General features: G+C 59.9%; 18 protein-coding genes. 16 read left to right on the top strand and 2 right to left on the bottom strand.

Features of this window, described 5'->3' with window-relative positions:
• Positions 1 to 2 precede the first annotated feature (2 nt).
• The 7 genes from ccoO (AACY11_RS20750) to ccoP (AACY11_RS20720) all read left to right on the top strand — a co-directional run bounded on the left by ccoO (AACY11_RS20750) (position 3) and on the right by ccoP (AACY11_RS20720) (position 5,464).
• A complete protein-coding gene (gene ccoO / locus AACY11_RS20750) occupies positions 3 to 611 on the top strand; it encodes a cytochrome-c oxidase, cbb3-type subunit II (RefSeq protein WP_339495618.1) in 609 nt (202 codons plus the stop codon).
• Between the two features lie 3 nt (positions 612 to 614).
• Positions 615 to 812, top strand: a complete 198-nt coding sequence (locus AACY11_RS20745) for a cbb3-type cytochrome oxidase subunit 3 (RefSeq protein WP_339432571.1) — start codon at positions 615 to 617, stop codon at positions 810 to 812.
• Positions 809 to 1,762, top strand: a complete 954-nt coding sequence (gene ccoP / locus AACY11_RS20740) for a cytochrome-c oxidase, cbb3-type subunit III (RefSeq protein ID WP_339495617.1) — start codon at positions 809 to 811, stop codon at positions 1,760 to 1,762. The genes AACY11_RS20745 and ccoP (AACY11_RS20740) overlap by 4 nt, the downstream gene beginning before the upstream one ends.
• 480 nt (positions 1,763 to 2,242) lie before the next feature.
• Positions 2,243 to 3,685, top strand: coding sequence for a cytochrome-c oxidase, cbb3-type subunit I (gene ccoN, locus AACY11_RS20735; protein ID WP_123463551.1), 1,443 nt, complete (start codon positions 2,243 to 2,245; stop codon positions 3,683 to 3,685).
• Positions 3,685 to 4,293 carry a cytochrome-c oxidase, cbb3-type subunit II gene (gene ccoO / locus AACY11_RS20730; RefSeq protein ID WP_221733289.1) on the top strand — a complete coding sequence of 203 codons (609 nt, stop codon included), beginning with the start codon at positions 3,685 to 3,687 and terminating at the stop codon, positions 4,291 to 4,293. Before ccoN ends, ccoO (AACY11_RS20730) begins: the two co-directional genes overlap by 1 nt.
• Before the next feature lie 5 nt (positions 4,294 to 4,298).
• Positions 4,299 to 4,484 carry a CcoQ/FixQ family Cbb3-type cytochrome c oxidase assembly chaperone gene (locus AACY11_RS20725; RefSeq protein ID WP_003175465.1) on the top strand — a complete coding sequence of 62 codons (186 nt, stop codon included), beginning with the start codon at positions 4,299 to 4,301 and terminating at the stop codon, positions 4,482 to 4,484.
• Entirely contained in the window at positions 4,481 to 5,464 is a 984-nt protein-coding gene (ccoP, locus tag AACY11_RS20720) for a cytochrome-c oxidase, cbb3-type subunit III (protein ID WP_339432573.1), read from the top strand. The genes AACY11_RS20725 and ccoP (AACY11_RS20720) overlap by 4 nt, the downstream gene beginning before the upstream one ends.
• 55 nt (positions 5,465 to 5,519) lie before the next feature.
• Here the strand turns inward: ccoP (AACY11_RS20720) and AACY11_RS20715 are convergent, their stop codons facing one another.
• The gene (locus tag AACY11_RS20715; RefSeq protein WP_339432592.1) at positions 5,520 to 6,524 is read right to left on the bottom strand and encodes a metallophosphoesterase family protein; all 1,005 of its coding nucleotides are present in this window, start codon (positions 6,522 to 6,524) and stop codon (positions 5,520 to 5,522) included.
• Positions 6,525 to 6,851: 327 nt separating this feature from the next.
• Between AACY11_RS20715 and AACY11_RS20710 the strand changes: the two genes are divergently transcribed.
• The 9 genes from AACY11_RS20710 to AACY11_RS20670 all read left to right on the top strand — a co-directional run bounded on the left by AACY11_RS20710 (position 6,852) and on the right by AACY11_RS20670 (position 15,791).
• A complete protein-coding gene (locus tag AACY11_RS20710) occupies positions 6,852 to 7,028 on the top strand; it encodes a hypothetical protein (RefSeq protein ID WP_339432574.1) in 177 nt (58 codons plus the stop codon).
• A gap of 256 nt (positions 7,029 to 7,284) precedes the next feature.
• Complete coding sequence (gene ccoG / locus AACY11_RS20705) at positions 7,285 to 8,700, top strand: cytochrome c oxidase accessory protein CcoG (protein ID WP_339432575.1); 1,416 nt, start codon at positions 7,285 to 7,287, stop codon at positions 8,698 to 8,700.
• A gap of 11 nt (positions 8,701 to 8,711) precedes the next feature.
• Positions 8,712 to 9,251, top strand: coding sequence for a FixH family protein (locus AACY11_RS20700; protein WP_339432576.1), 540 nt, complete (start codon positions 8,712 to 8,714; stop codon positions 9,249 to 9,251).
• A 120-nt stretch (positions 9,252 to 9,371) separates the two neighbouring features.
• Positions 9,372 to 11,822 carry a heavy metal translocating P-type ATPase gene (locus AACY11_RS20695; RefSeq protein ID WP_339432577.1) on the top strand — a complete coding sequence of 817 codons (2,451 nt, stop codon included), beginning with the start codon at positions 9,372 to 9,374 and terminating at the stop codon, positions 11,820 to 11,822.
• A gap of 22 nt (positions 11,823 to 11,844) precedes the next feature.
• A complete protein-coding gene (gene ccoS / locus AACY11_RS20690) occupies positions 11,845 to 12,057 on the top strand; it encodes a cbb3-type cytochrome oxidase assembly protein CcoS (protein WP_339432578.1) in 213 nt (70 codons plus the stop codon).
• Positions 12,050 to 12,733 carry a sulfite exporter TauE/SafE family protein gene (locus AACY11_RS20685; protein ID WP_339432579.1) on the top strand — a complete coding sequence of 228 codons (684 nt, stop codon included), beginning with the start codon at positions 12,050 to 12,052 and terminating at the stop codon, positions 12,731 to 12,733. The genes ccoS and AACY11_RS20685 overlap by 8 nt, the downstream gene beginning before the upstream one ends.
• A gap of 132 nt (positions 12,734 to 12,865) precedes the next feature.
• Positions 12,866 to 14,248 (top strand): oxygen-independent coproporphyrinogen III oxidase, encoded by a 1,383-nt coding sequence (gene hemN, locus AACY11_RS20680; RefSeq protein ID WP_339432580.1) that lies wholly within the window; start codon positions 12,866 to 12,868, stop codon positions 14,246 to 14,248.
• Between the two features lie 181 nt (positions 14,249 to 14,429).
• Positions 14,430 to 15,164: a fumarate/nitrate reduction transcriptional regulator Fnr gene (gene fnr, locus AACY11_RS20675; RefSeq protein WP_339432581.1), complete on the top strand. Its 735-nt coding sequence runs from the start codon at positions 14,430 to 14,432 to the stop codon at positions 15,162 to 15,164.
• 78 nt (positions 15,165 to 15,242) lie between these two features.
• Positions 15,243 to 15,791: an adenine phosphoribosyltransferase gene (locus AACY11_RS20670; RefSeq protein WP_027921719.1), complete on the top strand. Its 549-nt coding sequence runs from the start codon at positions 15,243 to 15,245 to the stop codon at positions 15,789 to 15,791.
• Positions 15,792 to 15,913: 122 nt separating this feature from the next.
• On the opposite strand, the gene AACY11_RS20665 is transcribed toward AACY11_RS20670, so the two are convergent.
• Complete coding sequence (locus AACY11_RS20665) at positions 15,914 to 17,062, bottom strand: acyl-CoA dehydrogenase family protein (RefSeq protein ID WP_339432582.1); 1,149 nt, start codon at positions 17,060 to 17,062, stop codon at positions 15,914 to 15,916.
• Between the last annotated feature and the right edge of the window lie 36 nt (positions 17,063 to 17,098).

Genomic DNA, 17,098 nt, shown 5'->3' with positions numbered 1-17,098 from the left:
CCATGAAACACGAAACGATTGAAAAGAACGTCGGCCTGCTGATGTTGCTCATGGTTTTCGCCGTGAGCATCGGCGGCCTGACCCAGATCGTCCCGCTGTTCTTCCAGGACGTGACCAACAAACCGGTGGAAGGCATGAAGCCCTACACCGCGCTGCAACTGGAAGGCCGCGACATCTACATCCGCGAAGGCTGCGTCGGTTGCCACTCGCAGATGATCCGCCCGTTCCGCGCAGAAACCGAACGCTACGGGCACTACTCGGTAGCCGGTGAGAGCGTGTGGGATCACCCGTTCCTGTGGGGCTCGAAACGCACCGGTCCGGATCTGGCCCGGGTCGGTGCGCGTTACTCGGATGACTGGCACCGCGCGCACTTGTACAACCCGCGCAACGTCGTGCCGGAGTCGAAGATGCCCGCCTACCCGTGGCTGGTCACGCAAGCGGTCGACAGCAGCCACACCGAAACCAAGCTCAAGACCCTGCGCACCCTCGGCGTGCCGTACACCGACGACGATATCAGCGGCGCGGTGGCCAGCCTCAAGGGCAAGACCGAGATGGACGCCCTCGTCTCCTACCTGCAAGTGCTCGGCACTGCAATCAAGAGCAAGAGGTGAGCCATGGTCATTGAAATGAGCACAGGCCTCATACGTGGCCTCGGCACGGTCGTGGTGTTCGTCGCCTTCGTCGGCCTGACCTTGTGGGTTTTCAATCGCAAGCGCACCCCGGAGTTTGCCGAAGCACGTCTGCTGCCGTTCGCCGACGAGCCGCAACCCGACACTACCCCCGCATCTGAACCAAGGAGTACCCGGCCATGACCACCTTCTGGAGTACGTGGATCTGCGTACTGACCATCGGCAGCCTGATCGGCCTGACCTGGCTGCTGATCGGCACGCGTCGGGGCGAGACCAAGGGCAGCGTCGACCAGACCATGGGCCACAGCTTCGACGGCATCGAGGAGTACGACAACCCGCTGCCGCAGTGGTGGTTCATGCTGTTCGCCGGCACGCTGGTGTTTTCCGTGGGCTATCTGATCCTGTATCCGGGCCTGGGTAACTGGAAAGGCATCCTGCCCGGTTACGAGGACGGCTGGACCGGCGTGCACGAGTGGGAAAAGGAAATGAACAAGGCTGACGCCAGGTTCGGACCGATCTTCGCCAGGTTCGCCGCCATGCCGCTGGAAGAAGTGGCAAAAGACCCACAGGCGCTGAAAATGGGTGGCCGTCTGTTCGCCTCCAACTGCTCGGTCTGCCACGGCTCGGATGCCAAAGGCGCGTTCGGCTTCCCCAACCTGGCCGACAGCGACTGGCGCTGGGGCGGCGACGCCGACACCATCAAGACCACCATCATGGGTGGGCGGATGGCGGCGATGCCGGCCTGGGGCGAAGTGCTCGGTGAAGCGGGTGTGAAAAACGTTGCCGCGTATGTGCGTCACGATCTGGCCGGCCTGCCTTTGCCCGCCGACAGCAAGGCCGACCTGCAAGCCGGACAGCAAACGTTCAGCACCACTTGCGTCGCCTGCCATGGGGCAACCGGCCACGGCACTGAAGCCATGGGGGCGCCGAATCTGACGCACCCGGCCGGATTTATCTATGGCACCAGCCTGACCCAGCTCGAACAGACCATCCGCCATGGTCGCCAAGGTCATATGCCAGCGCAGAATGAGCTGCTGGGTAACGATAAAGTGCAATTACTGGCTGCTTATGTGTACAGCCTCAGCCACAAATTGAATACAGAAAAACTTATTACTGAAGACAATAAGCAGTAGTTATTGACTACACCGCTGCCGCATGTTTCTCAGTGCGGCAGTTTCCCGCCCCTTTGCGACGCATTGTCGCACCCCTTGATACCCTCTCCTTTCGGTTCCCCTGATTCGGGTCTACGCTTGCTCGATGCGGACTGGCCCGTGCTGGTTCCAGGTCGACCTGAGCGATGTGTTCGATGAATCGGCTGACAAACGCGCCGCAAAGGCCGGTAGATACCGGCTGTCGCGCCGATTGCCGTTCATCAGCCGAACCGGCAGTTTTAACACACCTCGTTACAAGTGATCTGAACCCCTCGCTTTTTTTGTCTGCTGCGACATTTTGTCCGAGGCCAATTTTGTCCTTACGCGGCGTATGGAAAGGCCGCAGAATCAGCGTTGGAAAGCATTGACCCAGGTCATGGCGCGTTGCAATGACCCCTTGCTCTCTGCATACTTGCGGCCGATTTTAATCCTAATAAAACACCTAAACCGTGGAACCTTAGAATGAGCACAGCAATCAGTCCGACTGCTTATAACTATAAGGTAGTCCGCCAGTTCGCCATCATGACGGTGGTCTGGGGGATCCTTGGCATGGGGCTCGGTGTCTTCATCGCCTCGCAACTGGTCTGGCCGGAATTGAACTTCGGTCTGCCGTGGACGAGCTTTGGACGCCTGCGCCCGTTGCACACAAACCTGGTGATTTTTGCCTTCGGTGGATGTGCACTGTTTGCCACTTCCTACTATGTCGTGCAGCGAACCTGCCAGACGCGACTGATTTCCGACAGCCTCGCCGCCTTCACCTTCTGGGGCTGGCAAGCGGTGATCGTCGGCGCGATCATTACCTTGCCGCTGGGTTACACCACCACCAAGGAATACGCGGAACTGGAATGGCCGCTGGCTATTCTCCTGGCCATTGTCTGGGTCACCTACGGTCTGGTGTTCTTCGGCACCATCACCAAGCGCAAAACCAAGCACATCTACGTCGGTAACTGGTTCTACGGCGCTTTCATCGTCGTCACCGCGATGCTGCACATCGTCAACCACGCCTCGCTGCCGGTCAGCTTCTTCAAGTCCTACTCGGCCTACTCCGGCGCGACCGACGCGATGATCCAGTGGTGGTACGGCCACAACGCCGTGGGTTTCTTCCTGACCACTGGCTTCCTGGGGATGATGTACTACTTCGTGCCTAAACAGGCCGAACGTCCGATCTACTCCTATCGCCTGTCGATCGTGCACTTCTGGGCACTGATCACCCTGTACATCTGGGCCGGCCCGCACCACCTGCACTACACCGCACTGCCGGATTGGGCACAGTCGCTGGGCATGGCAATGTCGATCATCCTGCTGGCACCGAGCTGGGGCGGCATGATCAACGGCATGATGACCCTGTCGGGCGCCTGGCATAAATTGCGCACCGACCCGATCCTGCGCTTCCTCGTGGTATCGCTGGCGTTCTACGGCATGTCGACCTTCGAAGGGCCGATGATGGCGATCAAGACCGTCAACTCGCTCTCGCACTACACCGACTGGACCATCGGCCACGTACACGCCGGCGCTCTGGGCTGGGTGGCCATGATCTCGATCGGTGCGATCTACCACATGATCCCGAAACTGTTCGGCCGTGCGCAGATGCACAGTGTCGGCCTGATCAACGCGCACTTCTGGCTCGCAACCATTGGTACCGTGCTGTACATCGCGTCGATGTGGGTCAACGGCATCACTCAAGGCCTGATGTGGCGGGCAATCAACGACGACGGCACCCTCACCTACTCGTTCGTTGAAGCGCTGCAAGCCAGCCACCCTGGCTATATCGTCCGTGCCCTGGGCGGTGCATTCTTCGCCAGCGGCATGTTCCTGATGGCTTACAACGTCTGGCGCACCGTGCGCGCCTCGAACCCGGCTGAAGCCGAAGCCGCCGCCCAGATCGCTGTCGTTGGAGCTCACTGATGAAGCATGAAGCTGTCGAGAAGAATATTGGCCTGCTGGCCTTCTTCATGGTCATCGCCGTCAGCGTCGGTGGCCTGACCCAAATCGTTCCGCTGTTTTTCCAGGACGTGACCAACAAGCCGGTCGAGGGCATGAAGCCACGTTCGGCGCTGGAACTGGAAGGCCGCGATATCTATATCGCCAACGGTTGTGTCGGCTGCCACTCGCAGATGATCCGTCCGTTTCGCGCCGAAACCGAACGCTATGGCCACTACTCGGTCGCTGGTGAAAGCGTCTGGGATCACCCGTTCCTGTGGGGTTCCAAACGTACCGGCCCGGACCTGGCCCGTGTGGGTGGTCGCTACTCCGATGACTGGCAGCGTGCGCACTTGTACAACCCGCGCAACGTAGTGCCTGAGTCGAAAATGCCGGCTTACCCGTTCCTCGTGGAAAACAAGCTCGACGGCAAAGACACGGCCAAGAAAATGGAAGTGTTGCGCACACTCGGCGTCCCTTACACCGACGAAGACATCGCCGGTGCAAAAGATGCCGTGAAGGGCAAAACCGAAATGGACGCGCTGGTGGCCTATCTGCAAGGCCTGGGCACCATCATCAAAAGCAAACGGTGAATTGGATGGATATCGGGATGATTCGTGGCCTGGGCACCGTTGTCGTGATGGTGGCCTTCATCGGTCTGGCCTTGTGGGTATTCAGCCCCAAGCGCAAGTCGGAGTTTGAAGACGCGACATTGCTGCCTTTTGCGGATGATCCCGAAGCCATCAAGCACGTCGAGCAAGCTTCTAGGAGTAACAAAGAATGACTACATTCTGGAGTCTGTACGTCACAGTCCTCAGTCTCGGTACGATCTTTTCCCTGACCTGGCTGCTGCTGTCGACCCGCAAGGGCCAGCGCAGCGAACAGACGGACGAGACGGTCGGGCACTCCTTCGACGGGATCGAGGAGTACGACAACCCACTGCCGAAATGGTGGTTCATGCTGTTCGTGGGCACCATCATTTTTGCCTTGGGTTACCTGGTGCTGTATCCGGGTCTGGGTAACTGGAAAGGCCTGCTGCCAGGCTATAACTACCTCGATAACGACAAGCAGACCGCGTTCGCCAACGGCCAGACCGGCTGGACCGGCGTCCACGAGTGGGAAAAGGAAATGGCTCGCTCGGACGCCAAGTTCGGTCCGATCTTCGCCAAGTTTGCTGCCATGCCGATCGAAGAAGTCGCCAAGGATCCGCAAGCCCTGAAGATGGGCGGCCGCCTGTTCGCCTCCAACTGCTCGGTTTGCCACGGTTCCGACGCCAAAGGCGCTTACGGTTTCCCGAACCTCACCGACGCCGACTGGCGCTGGGGCGGCGAGCCGGAAACCATCAAGACCACCATCATGGGCGGTCGTCACGCGGTGATGCCGGCCTGGGCCGAAGTGATCGGCGAGCAAGGCGTTGCCGACGTGGCAGCCTATGTGGTGACGCAACTCGATGGCCGCAAGCTGCCGCAAGACGCCAAGGCTGACCCGGTCAACGGCCAGAAACTGTTCGCCGTCAACTGCGTGGCTTGCCACGGCCCGGAAGGCAAAGGCACCCCGGCCATGGGCGCGCCTAACCTGACCCACCCGGGCGCGTTCATCTACGGCTCGAGCTTCGCGCAACTCCAACAGACCATCCGTTACGGCCGTCAGGGCCAGATGCCGGCGCAGGAACAACTGCAAGGCAACGACAAGGTTCACCTGCTGGCGGCTTACGTTTACAGCCTGTCCCACGGTGAAAAAATGCCGGAAGCCGAGGCGCAGTAAGGCCGACGCTTGATGCAAAGGAAGGCCCGGCCAATGACAATTGGCCGGGCCTTTTTCATGGACGGCTGGCCCAGATGGATTTCACCGCCACCGTGTCGATGAGCGTGCGCTCCTGCCATTGATTGTCCTTCACCAGATAAATCTGCAACTGCTTGCGATCCTCGGTAAAACGGGTGATCAAGTAGGTCTGCTGAGACGTGGCGCCACTCAGATACATCGGCACATCTCCCACCCAGTAAGAGTCACCGCCGTCCCGGTGTAAATGACCGGCGAATATTGCTGTGACCTGATACTTGACGATCATGTCGCGAAAGCGTTTTTGCTGCGCACTGTCGCCCTTCATCTTCAACGGCTTGTGCATATTTATGATAATGGCGTACCCCTGAGCTCTCGCCAGACGCAGGTCAACCTCAAGCCAGTCCAGTGCACTATTGATCTCGAACGTCGTCGGGTTCAGGAAATGAGCAATCCGGGTCGTGTACGTCGGCTCATTGTTGAGTTGAACCATGTGGACGTCACCGATGGTCTTTGAATAAGCGAGACTTCCTGAATACGTATTACCCCAAAAACCTTGCGCGGACCTCACATCAAAGTTATCCACCCTGTTTTCATGATGTTTTCTGAATTCAACAATACTGCCCGCCGCACAGCTGTTACTGAAACAATCATCCACATTGTTTTCATAGTCATGATTACCCAAACCATACAGATACTCACCACCGAAGTGCTTAGCCAGCACCTCTTTCATATAGGAGCGCTGCCAGTCATGACCGAAAGCGGTGATATCTCCGTTGATCATCAATGGCACTTTCGCCTGCCCACCCTGAGCATTTCGAAAAGCGGCAATACTTGCCAACTGAGTTTCCACCAGCCACTTCGAACGCTTTGTAAACGCCTCATCAGATTCAGGCGCCCCGCTGTCTGTCTTGTCTGTCCAGGGATACTGCGTATCCGATGCAAACACCATATATTTAGGCGCAGGCTCCACAGAATAAGCCGAGACTACCGACAACAACAAACACACACCCAGAATAAAAGCCGCAACTTTACTACCCGTCATCATATTTAACTTCCATTCAATAACTTATGCTGACGACCTCATGTCGCCAGCCACCAACTTATTCGAAAGACAATAAAATCTCAAATACACAAACCTGATTAATTAATCACTCTTGTTTCCAAGCTTCTAAAAAACAACCAGGACTAACAACTAAAAAGCAATCAACGATCAGCCGCAGGGGCTTGCGAAACTTGCAATCAGAAAGCGTTCACGATTTGAGGCAAATGCTCAATAGACTCAATCTTCATCGGTCTGTAACTTTTCTTTCCGTCTGCCGATGGTTCGTCAGACCACCCCCTATACCGCTGCATATCAAGGAAGAAAGCCATGCGAGAATCCGATGTTGATTGTGTGCAATCCCACGAAGATTTCACTTTTGCCGACCCGGGTATCAAACCCGACACTCCGCTCCCCGATGCCAGCGGCGACGCCACCGCTGGCCATGAGGTGAAAAAACCCAAAGACGGCGGGCTTGAAAGTCTCGGCGGCGGCAGGCTGGACTGATGCCTGCGGATTGCCTGCCGAGACGATGCATGGGACTCACTCGCCCGAGCGATTCTCATGCATCGTCTATAGTCAATTGATCTGGATCAGGACTTGTTACATCTGCTACACCATTTACAGCCCGCCCCCAACGCGACCAAAGGTCGCACCCGTTAGACGGCGTGACAGGCGTATCATTGCGCCACTGCAACGCCCTTTCCGACCCCGGCCGGCACGTATCGACCGAGGCATTTTTCCACTGCCGTGGGATGCAATGATGAGCAACCAGATTCCGGTACACGACGTCACGCCACCGAGCAAAAACGCGAACAACAGCGTTGATCTTTACGCCTCACGAGAAAAAATCTACACCCGTGCTTTTACCGGTTTGTTCCGCAATCTGCGGATGATGGGCGGTGCCGCCCTGTTCCTGCTGTATTTCGGCACGGTGTGGCTGAACTGGGGTGGCCATCAGGCCGTGTGGTGGAACCTGCCGGAGCGCAAGTTCTTCATCTTCGGCGCCACCTTCTGGCCACAGGACTTCATTCTCCTTTCAGGCCTGCTGATCATTGCCGCGTTCGGCCTGTTCTTCATCACCGTATATGCCGGCCGAGTCTGGTGCGGCTACACCTGTCCGCAAAGCGTGTGGACGTGGATTTTCATGTGGTGCGAAAAGGTCACCGAAGGCGACCGCAACCAGCGCATCAAGCTCGACAAGGCGCCGATGAGCGGCAACAAACTCCTGCGCAAACTCGCCAAACACTCGCTTTGGCTGCTGATCGGTTTCGTCACAGGCATGACCTTCGTGGGTTACTTTTCGCCGATCCGCGAACTGGTCTTCGAGTTTTTCACCGGACAAGCCGATGGCTGGTCGTACTTCTGGGTCGGCTTCTTCACCCTCGCCACCTACGGCAACGCCGGCTGGCTGCGCGAACAGGTGTGCATCTACATGTGCCCGTACGCTCGCTTCCAGAGCGTGATGTTCGACAAGGACACACTGATCGTTTCCTACGATCCGCGTCGTGGCGAAAGCCGTGGCCCGCGCAAAAAAGGCGCCGACTACAAGGCTCAGGGCCTGGGCGACTGCATCGACTGCACCATGTGCGTTCAGGTCTGCCCGACCGGTATCGACATCCGCGACGGCCTGCAAATCGAATGCATCGGCTGCGCCGCATGTATCGACGCCTGCGACAGCATCATGGACAAGATGGACTACCCGCGCGGCCTGATCAGCTACACCACCGAACACAACCTGTCGGGCCAGAAAACCCATAAACTGCGGCCACGCCTGATCGGCTATGCCGTGGTGTTGCTGGCGATGATCAGCCTGTTGGTGACTGCGTTCGTCATGCGTTCACTGGTCGGTTTCGATGTCAGCAAAGACCGCGTGCTGTATCGCGAGAACGCCGAAGGCCGGATAGAAAACGTCTACAGCCTGAAGATCATGAACAAGGATCAGCGCGACCACACCTACGTGCTGGAAGCCGCTGGCCTGCCGGATCTGCGCCTGCAAGGCAAACGTGAAATCAAGGTCGCGGCCGGGGATATTTTCAGCATGCCGGTCGAGCTGTCGAGCGCACCGGAACAACTGCCGTCGAGCACCAACGAGGTCAAATTCATCCTCAAGGATGCTGATGACAACAGCGTCCACGTTGAAGCCAAGAGCCGATTCATCGGCCCACAAATCCGTTAAGAGAACTGAACATGCCCGCAGCAAACGCCGCAAGTCCCTGGTACAAGCACCTCTGGCCATGGATCATCATCGCGATTCTGGCCTGTTCGGTGACGCTGACCCTGTCCATGGTGACCATCGCGGTGAACAACCCGGACAACCTGGTCAACGACAACTACTACGAGGCAGGCAAAGGCATCAACCGCTCACTGGATCGCGAACTGCTCGCACAGCACCTGAAGATGCGCGCCGCTGTGCATCTGGATGATCTGACCGGTGAAGTCGAAGTGCGCTTGAGCGGCGACAGCCAGCCCAGGACACTTGAGCTGAACCTGATCTCGCCGACCCAACCGGAGAAGGATCGCAAGATCGTCCTGACCCGCAGCGAAACTGAAGCGGGCCGCTACATCGGCCAGTTGAGCGACAAGGTCGACGGCCGCCGGTTTGTCGAATTGCTGGGATCGCAGGATGATCACATCTGGCGCATGTTCGAAGAAGAGCGGGTCAGCCATGACACGGACCTGCTGCTCGGTGACGAACCGCTCCAGGGCGCCGAAGACCTGAAGAAGTAACGCCGCGCTTCGCGCAAACCCGCTCCCACGGTGGATATCCAGTATCCACCGTGGGAGCGGGCTTGCTCGCGAAGAGGCCCGACCGGACGACATCGATTACGCCGCATTAATGAAAACCTGATGACCACCCCGATCCCCTGCTACCACTGCGCCCTGCCCGTCCCGTCCGGCAGTCGCTTCACCGCCGTTGTACTCGGGGAACCCCGTGAGTTCTGCTGCCCGGGCTGTCAGGCTGTGGCCGAAGCCATCGTTGCCGGTGGTCTGCAAAGCTACTACCAGCACCGCAGCGAAGCCTCGGCCAACCCCGAAGCGCTGCCGGTGCAATTGGTCGATGAGCTGGCGCTGTACGACCGCGCCGATGTCCAGCAACCTTTTGTCCGCCACGAAGGCGAACTGGCCGAAACCACGCTGCTGATGGAAGGCATCAGTTGCGCCGCCTGCGGCTGGCTGATCGAGAAACATCTGCGCACGCTTGGGGCGGTCGCCGAAGCCCGACTGAATCTGTCCAACCATCGACTTCACGTTCGCTGGGCGGATGGGCAATTGCCGCTGAGCCGATTGCTCGCCGAACTGCGCCACATCGGTTACGCCGCCCACCCGTATCAGGCCGACCGTGCCAGCGAACAGATAGCCAGCGAAAACCGCCTCGCCCTGCGCCAATTGGGCGTGGCCGGGCTGCTATGGTTCCAGGCGATGATGGCAACCATGGCGACCTGGCCGGAATTCAACATCGACCTGAGCCCCGAACTGCACACCATCCTGCGCTGGGTCGCGCTGTTTCTGACCACGCCGATCGTGTTCTACAGTTGCGCGCCGTTCTTCAAGGGCGCGATGCGTGACTTGCGAACGCGCCACCTGACCATGGATGTTTCGGTGTCGCTAGCGATCGGCAGCGCCTACATGGCCGGGATCTGGACGGCGATCACCGGCGTCGGCGAGTTGTATTTCGATGCGGTCGGCATGTTTGCGCTGTTTCTGCTCGCCGGGCGCTATCTGGAGCGTCGCGCGCGGGAGCGAACCGCCGCTGCGACCGCACAGTTGGTCAACCTGTTGCCCGCCTCGTGCCTGCGCCTCGATGAGGCCGGCCAGAGCGAGCGCATCCTGCTCAGCGAGCTGCGCCTGGGCGATCACGTGCTGGTGCCACCGGGCTCGACCCTGCCGGCGGACGGCAAGATCCTCGATGGCCAGTCGAGCATCGACGAATCACTGCTGACCGGCGAATACCTGCCACAACCGCGCACGCCGGGCGATGCCGTCACAGCGGGCACCCTGAACGTTGAGGGTGCGTTAACCGTGCAAGTGCTCGCGCTAGGACAGGACACGCGACTGTCGGCCATCGTCCGTTTGCTCGACCGCGCCCAAACCGAAAAACCACGACTGGCGGAAATCGCCGACCGCGCCGCGCAATGGTTCTTGCTGTTGTCGCTGATCGCCGCTGCTGCCATTGGCCTGCTGTGGTGGGAGCTGGATTCGTCACGCGCATTCTGGATCGTCCTCGCGATGCTGGTGGCGACCTGCCCCTGTGCGCTATCGCTGGCAACACCGACCGCCCTCACCGCCGCCACCGGCACGTTGCACAAACTCGGCTTGCTGCTGACCCGCGGCCATGTGCTGGAAGGCCTGAACCAGATCGACACGGTGATTTTCGACAAGACCGGCACCCTCACCGAAGGCCGACTGGTATTGCGCTCGATTCGCCCACTGGGCGCACTGGACAGCGATCAATGCCTGAGCCTCGCCGCTGCGTTGGAGAACCGTTCGGAACACCCGATTGCCCGCGCGTTCGGCCGTGCGCCGCTGGCGGCCGAAGAGGTCCACAGCACGCCAGGGCTTGGCCTCGAAGGCTTGGTCGGCGAACAACGCTTGCGCATCGGTCAGGCGGAATTTGTCTGCGCCCTTAGCGGCGCCACTGCGCCTGCGATGCCGAATGAACCCGGGCAATGGCTGCTGCTCGGCGACACGCAGCGGCCGCTGGCCTGGTTCGTCCTCGATGACCGTTTGCGCGACGATGCACCGGCCCTGCTCGCCGCCTGCAAGGCGCGTGGCTGGCGCACATTGCTGTTGTCCGGCGACAGTTCGCCGATGGTCGCAAGTGTTGCCGCAGAACTGGGCATCGAAGAGGCCCGTGGCGGTCTGCGCCCGGACGACAAACTGCAAGTGCTGCACCAGTTGCACCGGGAAGGTCGCAAAGTCTTGATGCTCGGTGACGGCGTCAACGATGTGCCAGTGCTGGCGGCTGCCGACATCAGCGTGGCCATGGGCTCGGCCACTGACCTGGCGAAAACCAGCGCCGATGCCGTGTTGCTGTCCAATCGGCTCGACGCACTGGTGCAAGCCTTCACACTGGCGCGACGCACCCGCCGGGTAATCATCGAGAACCTGCTGTGGGCGGCGCTGTACAATGGCTTCATGTTGCCGTTCGCCGCCCTCGGCTGGATCACCCCGGTGTGGGCCGCGGTTGGCATGTCGATCAGTTCGTTGACCGTGGTGCTCAACGCCCTGCGCCTGACTCGCCTGCCGAGCGCGCCGGCCGCCCGCACCGCGTCAGAAACCCGCCCGCTGCCGGCCTGAGCCGCAAGGGCATGGAGTACAGATGCCAGCTCTCTACGTGATGATCCCGGCCGCCCTGCTGATCGTGGCCATCGCCGTGTACATTTTCTTCTGGGCAGTGGACAGCGGTCAGTACGACGACCTCGACGGTCCGGCCCACAGCATTCTGTTCGACGATCAGGACCCCAACCACACCGCTGCGGTGGACGAAGCCAACGCAACCAAACCGGACGACAAGGCGCCGCCCCATGCTTGAATTGGCGCCTCTGCTGGTGTCGGCGCTGATCCTCGGCTTGCTCGGCGGCGGCCATTGCCTGGGAATGTGCGGCGGTTTGATGGGCGCGCTGACGCTGGCAATCCCCAAGGAACAACGCAGCCGACGCTTTCGTCTGCTGCTGGCCTACAACCTGGGTCGAATCCTCAGTTACGCCACCGCCGGATTGCTGATCGGCCTCGCCGGTTGGGCAGTGGCGAACAGCCCGGCCGCGCTGTTCATGCGCGTGCTGGCCGGTTTGCTGTTGATTGCCATGGGCTTGTATCTGGCCGGCTGGTGGAGCGGACTGACCCGCATCGAAAGCCTCGGTCGCGGCTTGTGGCGCTACATTCAACCGGTAGCCAACCGCTTGCTACCGGTGTCGAGCCTGCCCCGCGCCTTATTGCTCGGTGCGCTATGGGGCTGGCTGCCCTGCGGACTGGTTTACAGCACGCTGTTGTGGTCGGCGAGCCAGGGCAATGCGCTGGACAGTGCCTTGTTGATGCTCGCATTCGGGCTGGGTACCTGGCCGGTGCTGCTCGCAACCGGCCTCGCCGCCGAGCGCGTCACAGCGTTGTTGCGCAAACGCAGCGTACGCATGACCGGCGGGGTTTTAGTGATGCTGTTCGGCATCTGGACCCTGCCCGGCCCTCATCAACACTGGTTGATGGGGCATTGAATCGGCGGCGCAACCTTCGCGGGCAAGCCCGCACCCGCCACACATATCTCCCCGTTGATGCAAATCAACATGCCTGCGCGCGCCCTCCCCTAGACTCGCCAACACTGCCAGCCTACCCGGGGGAATGCCCGCATGCTCGACGCCATTCGTTGGGACACAGATCTGATCCGCCGCTACGACTTGGCGGGGCCGCGCTACACCTCGTACCCGACGGCCGTGCAATTCAACAGTCAGGTCGGCACCTTCGACCTGTTCCACGCCCTGCGCGACAGCCGCAAGGCGCTACGCCCCTTGTCGTTGTATGTGCATGTGCCGTTCTGCGCGAACATTTGCTACTACTGCGCCTGCAACAAGGTGATCACCAAGGATCGTGGCCGAGCGCTGCCTTACCTGCAACGCCTGGAGCAGGAAATCCAGCTGATCGCCTGCCACCTCGACCCGGCGCAGAAAGTCGAGCAGTTGCACTTCGGCGGCGGTACGCCGACCTTTCTCAGCCACGACGAACTGCGCCAACTGATGGCGCATCTGCGCAAACACTTCAATCTGCTGGATGACGACTCCGGCGATTACGGCATCGAAATCGATCCGCGTGAAGCCGACTGGTCAACCATGGGCTTGCTGCGTGAGCTGGGGTTCAACCGGGTCAGCATTGGCCTGCAAGACCTTGATCCGGCGGTACAGCGGGCGGTTAATCGCCTGCAAAGCCTGGAAGAAACCCGCGCCGTGATCGACGCGGCGCGCACGCTGCAATTTCGTTCGATCAATATTGACCTGATTTATGGCCTGCCCAAACAGACCCCCGACAACTTCGCCCGCACGGTCGAGGAAGTCATCAGCCTGCAGCCGGATCGACTCTCGGTATTCAACTACGCACACCTGCCGGAACGCTTCATGCCGCAGCGGCGGATCAACAGCAATGAACTGCCGACCCCGACGCAAAAACTGCACATGCTCCAGCGCACCATCGAGCAACTGACCGCCGCCGGTTACCGCTACATCGGCATGGACCACTTCGCCCTGCCCGACGATGAACTGGCGGTCGCTCAGGAAGAACAAACCCTGCAACGCAACTTCCAGGGCTACACCACCCACGGTCATTGCGACTTGATTGGCCTGGGCGTATCGGCCATCAGCCAGATCGGCGATCTGTATTGCCAGAACAGCAGTGATCTCAACGAATACCAAAACACCCTCGCCGCCGCGCAATTGGCGACCAGTCGGGGCCTGGTGTGCAACGCCGATGATCGGCTGCGACGCGCAGTGATTCAGCAACTGATCTGCAATTTCAGCCTGGAATTCGCCGAGATCGAGCAGCAGTTCAACATCGATTTTCAGGGGTATTTCGGCGCGCTGTGGCCGCAACTGCAAGGCATGGCCAACGATGGCCTGATCACGCTTGGTCGCGAGCGTATTGAGGTTTTACCGGCCGGACGGCTGTTGGTGCGCTCGGTGTGCATGGTATTTGACGCCTACCTTGAACAGCAGAACCGCCAGCGTTTTTCCCGGGTGATCTGAACTGTTATTGCTTACGCAGACGCTTTGAAACCGATGGTTCAGGATTCACTCGATAGCACCTCGACTGTCGCGTGCCCTGCGGCTTTATGCCCGCAGGGCAATCTCTTCACAAGCTGGCCTGAATGTCCTCCCGTGAGTTACCCTTACGGCTTATGTGTGTTTTCCCACAAGGATTAAAGAAATGTCCGAGCCAGTTAAACTGCGCGCTCACACCCAGGCTCATTGCAAGGATTGCAGCCTGGCCCCTCTGTGCCTGCCACTTTCTCTGAATCTGGAAGACATGGATGCGCTGGACGACATCGTTAAACGCGGCCGCCCGTTGAAAAAGGGTGAGTTCCTGTTCCGCCAGGGCGACACGTTCGATTCCGTTTATGCAGTACGCTCCGGCGCCCTGAAGACTTTCAGCCTGAGCGATACCGGCGAAGAGCAACTCACCGGCTTCCACCTGCCGAGCGAACTGGTCGGCCTGTCCGGCATGGACACCGAAAAACACCCGGTTTCCGCCCAGGCCCTGGAAACCACCTCGGTCTGCGAAATCCCTTTCGAACGCCTCGACGAACTGGCCCTGCAATTGCCGCAACTGCGCCGCCAGTTGATGCGCGTGATGAGCCGCGAAATTCGCGACGACCAGCAAATGATGTTGCTGCTGTCGAAGAAGACTGCCGACGAGCGTATTGCAACCTTCCTGGTCAACCTGTCCGCCCGCTTCCGCGCTCGCGGTTTCTCGGCCAACCAGTTCCGCTTGAGCATGTCGCGCAATGAAATCGGCAACTACCTGGGGCTGGCGGTAGAAACCGTGTCCCGGGTGTTCACCCGCTTCCAGCAAAACGAACTGATTGCCGCCGAGGGCAAAGAAATTCATATCCTCGACCCGATTCAGCTGTGTGCGCTGGCGGGTGGCTCGCTCGAGGGCTGATCTCGATCCGCGGTTGAGCGAAGCGTTTCAGCCGCGGGTATACTGCGCCGTTTGCAGCCCTGCCAGGACACTTCGACGATGGTCTTCGACTCCTTCGACATCAAATCCCTGATCCGCCCCGTAATCGACTTCCCGAAACCGGGCGTGATCTTTCGTGACATCACCCCCCTCTTCCAGTCGCCAACGGCCCTGCGCCTGGTGATGGACAGCTTCGCTCACCGCTATGTCGAAGCCGACTTCACCCACATCGGCGCGATGGATGCCCGTGGTTTTTTGATCGGTTCGGTATTGGCCTATCAGTTGAACAAGCCGCTGGTGCTGTTCCGCAAGCAAGGCAAACTGCCGGCGGACGTGCTGGCCGAGGGTTACGCGACCGAGTACGGTGAAGCGTTCCTTGAAGTGCACGCCGACAGCCTGTGTGAGGGCGATTCGGTGGTGATGTTTGATGATTTGATTGCCACCGGCGGAACGCTGATTGCCGCGGCCAATCTGATTCGCCGGATGGGCGCTCGGGTGCATGAGGCGGCGGCGATCATTGATCTGCCGGAGCTCGGTGGTTCGCAGCGTCTGGAAGACATGGGGATCCCGACATTCTGCCTGACGCAGTTTGCCCTGACCGATAAGTAAGTAGCGCCTGTACTGATGCCTTCGCGGGCAGGCCCGCTCCCACAGTGATTTCGGTCGTTCACAAATCTTGTGTACACCGGGAACTGGCTTGCCCGCGCAGAGGCAGTAGCCTCAGCTACCCTTCAAAGCCCCATCTGCTTGCTGATGATCTCGTTCATCACCTCCCGCGTCCCACCGCCAATCGACAGGATGCGGTTATCCCGATACAGCCGCTCCACCAGACTCTCGCGCATGTAACCCAGCCCGCCGAGAATCTGCACCGCTTCGGTGGTGATTCGGTCCGAGGTGTCCGTGGCAAAGTTCTTCGCCATGGAAATCTCCTTGATGACACTCTGCCCCGCCGCCATTTTCGCCGCTTGCCGATAGGTGAACTCCCGCGACACTTCCAGCGCCGTCGCCATCTCGGCGAGCCGGTGCTTGATCACCTGGAATTTGCCGATCGGTTTGCCGAATGCCTCACGCTCGCGTGCCCACTTCAGGCTCTCTTCCAGCGCCAACTGTGAAGTCATGTTGGCCATCAGCGCCAACGCCAGCCGCTCGCTCTGGAAGTTGCCCATGATGCAGGCGAAGCCCATGTTCTCGGCACCGATCAAGTTGTCGACAGGCACCCGGCAATCGTCGAAGAACAACTCCGCCGTGTCCGACGCCCACCAGCCCATTTTCTTCAACTGGCGGCCGACGGTGAATCCGGGCGTTTGCTTCTCGATCAGCAACAGGCTGATGCCAGCAAAACCCGGCGCGCCGGTGCGAACCGCGACGGTATAGAAATCGGCGCGCACGCCACTGGTGATAAAGGTTTTACTGCCGCTGACCCGGTAGAAATCACCGTCACGCACGGCGCGGGTTTGCAGGTTGGCAACGTCAGAGCCGCCGCCGGGCTCGGTAACGGCCAGCGCACTGATTTTCTCGCCACGGAGCACCGGCGGCACCACGCGATCGCGCACGTGGGGACGCGCCCATTTGACGATCGGCGGCAGGCCGATATCGAGCGAACCCAGCCCCGCCACCAGGCCGCCAGCACCGCAGCGCATCAATTCCTCACTGGCGGCAACCTTGGCGAACACATCGCCTTCATGGCTGCCACCCAGTGCTTCGGGGTAGCCGATACCAAGGATCCCCGCTGCACCGGCCTTCAGATACAACTCACGGGGGAAGCTTTCGGCTTCTTCCCACTCATTGATGTCCGGCAGGATCTCACGCTCGACGAAACGTCTGACGCTGTCGCGAACCAATTGGTGGCTGGGGTCGAAGTATTCCTGGAAGGCAGGCATCGGCAAACTCCACGGAAGGGTTGACCGACGTTAACC

The organism is Pseudomonas sp. RA_105y_Pfl2_P56 (assembly GCF_963970845.1).
Classification (GTDB): Bacteria; Pseudomonadota; Gammaproteobacteria; order Pseudomonadales; family Pseudomonadaceae; genus Aquipseudomonas; species Aquipseudomonas baetica_A.
Note: the sequence above shows the minus strand (reverse complement) of the source record. Positions and strands in the feature narration are given on the sequence as shown.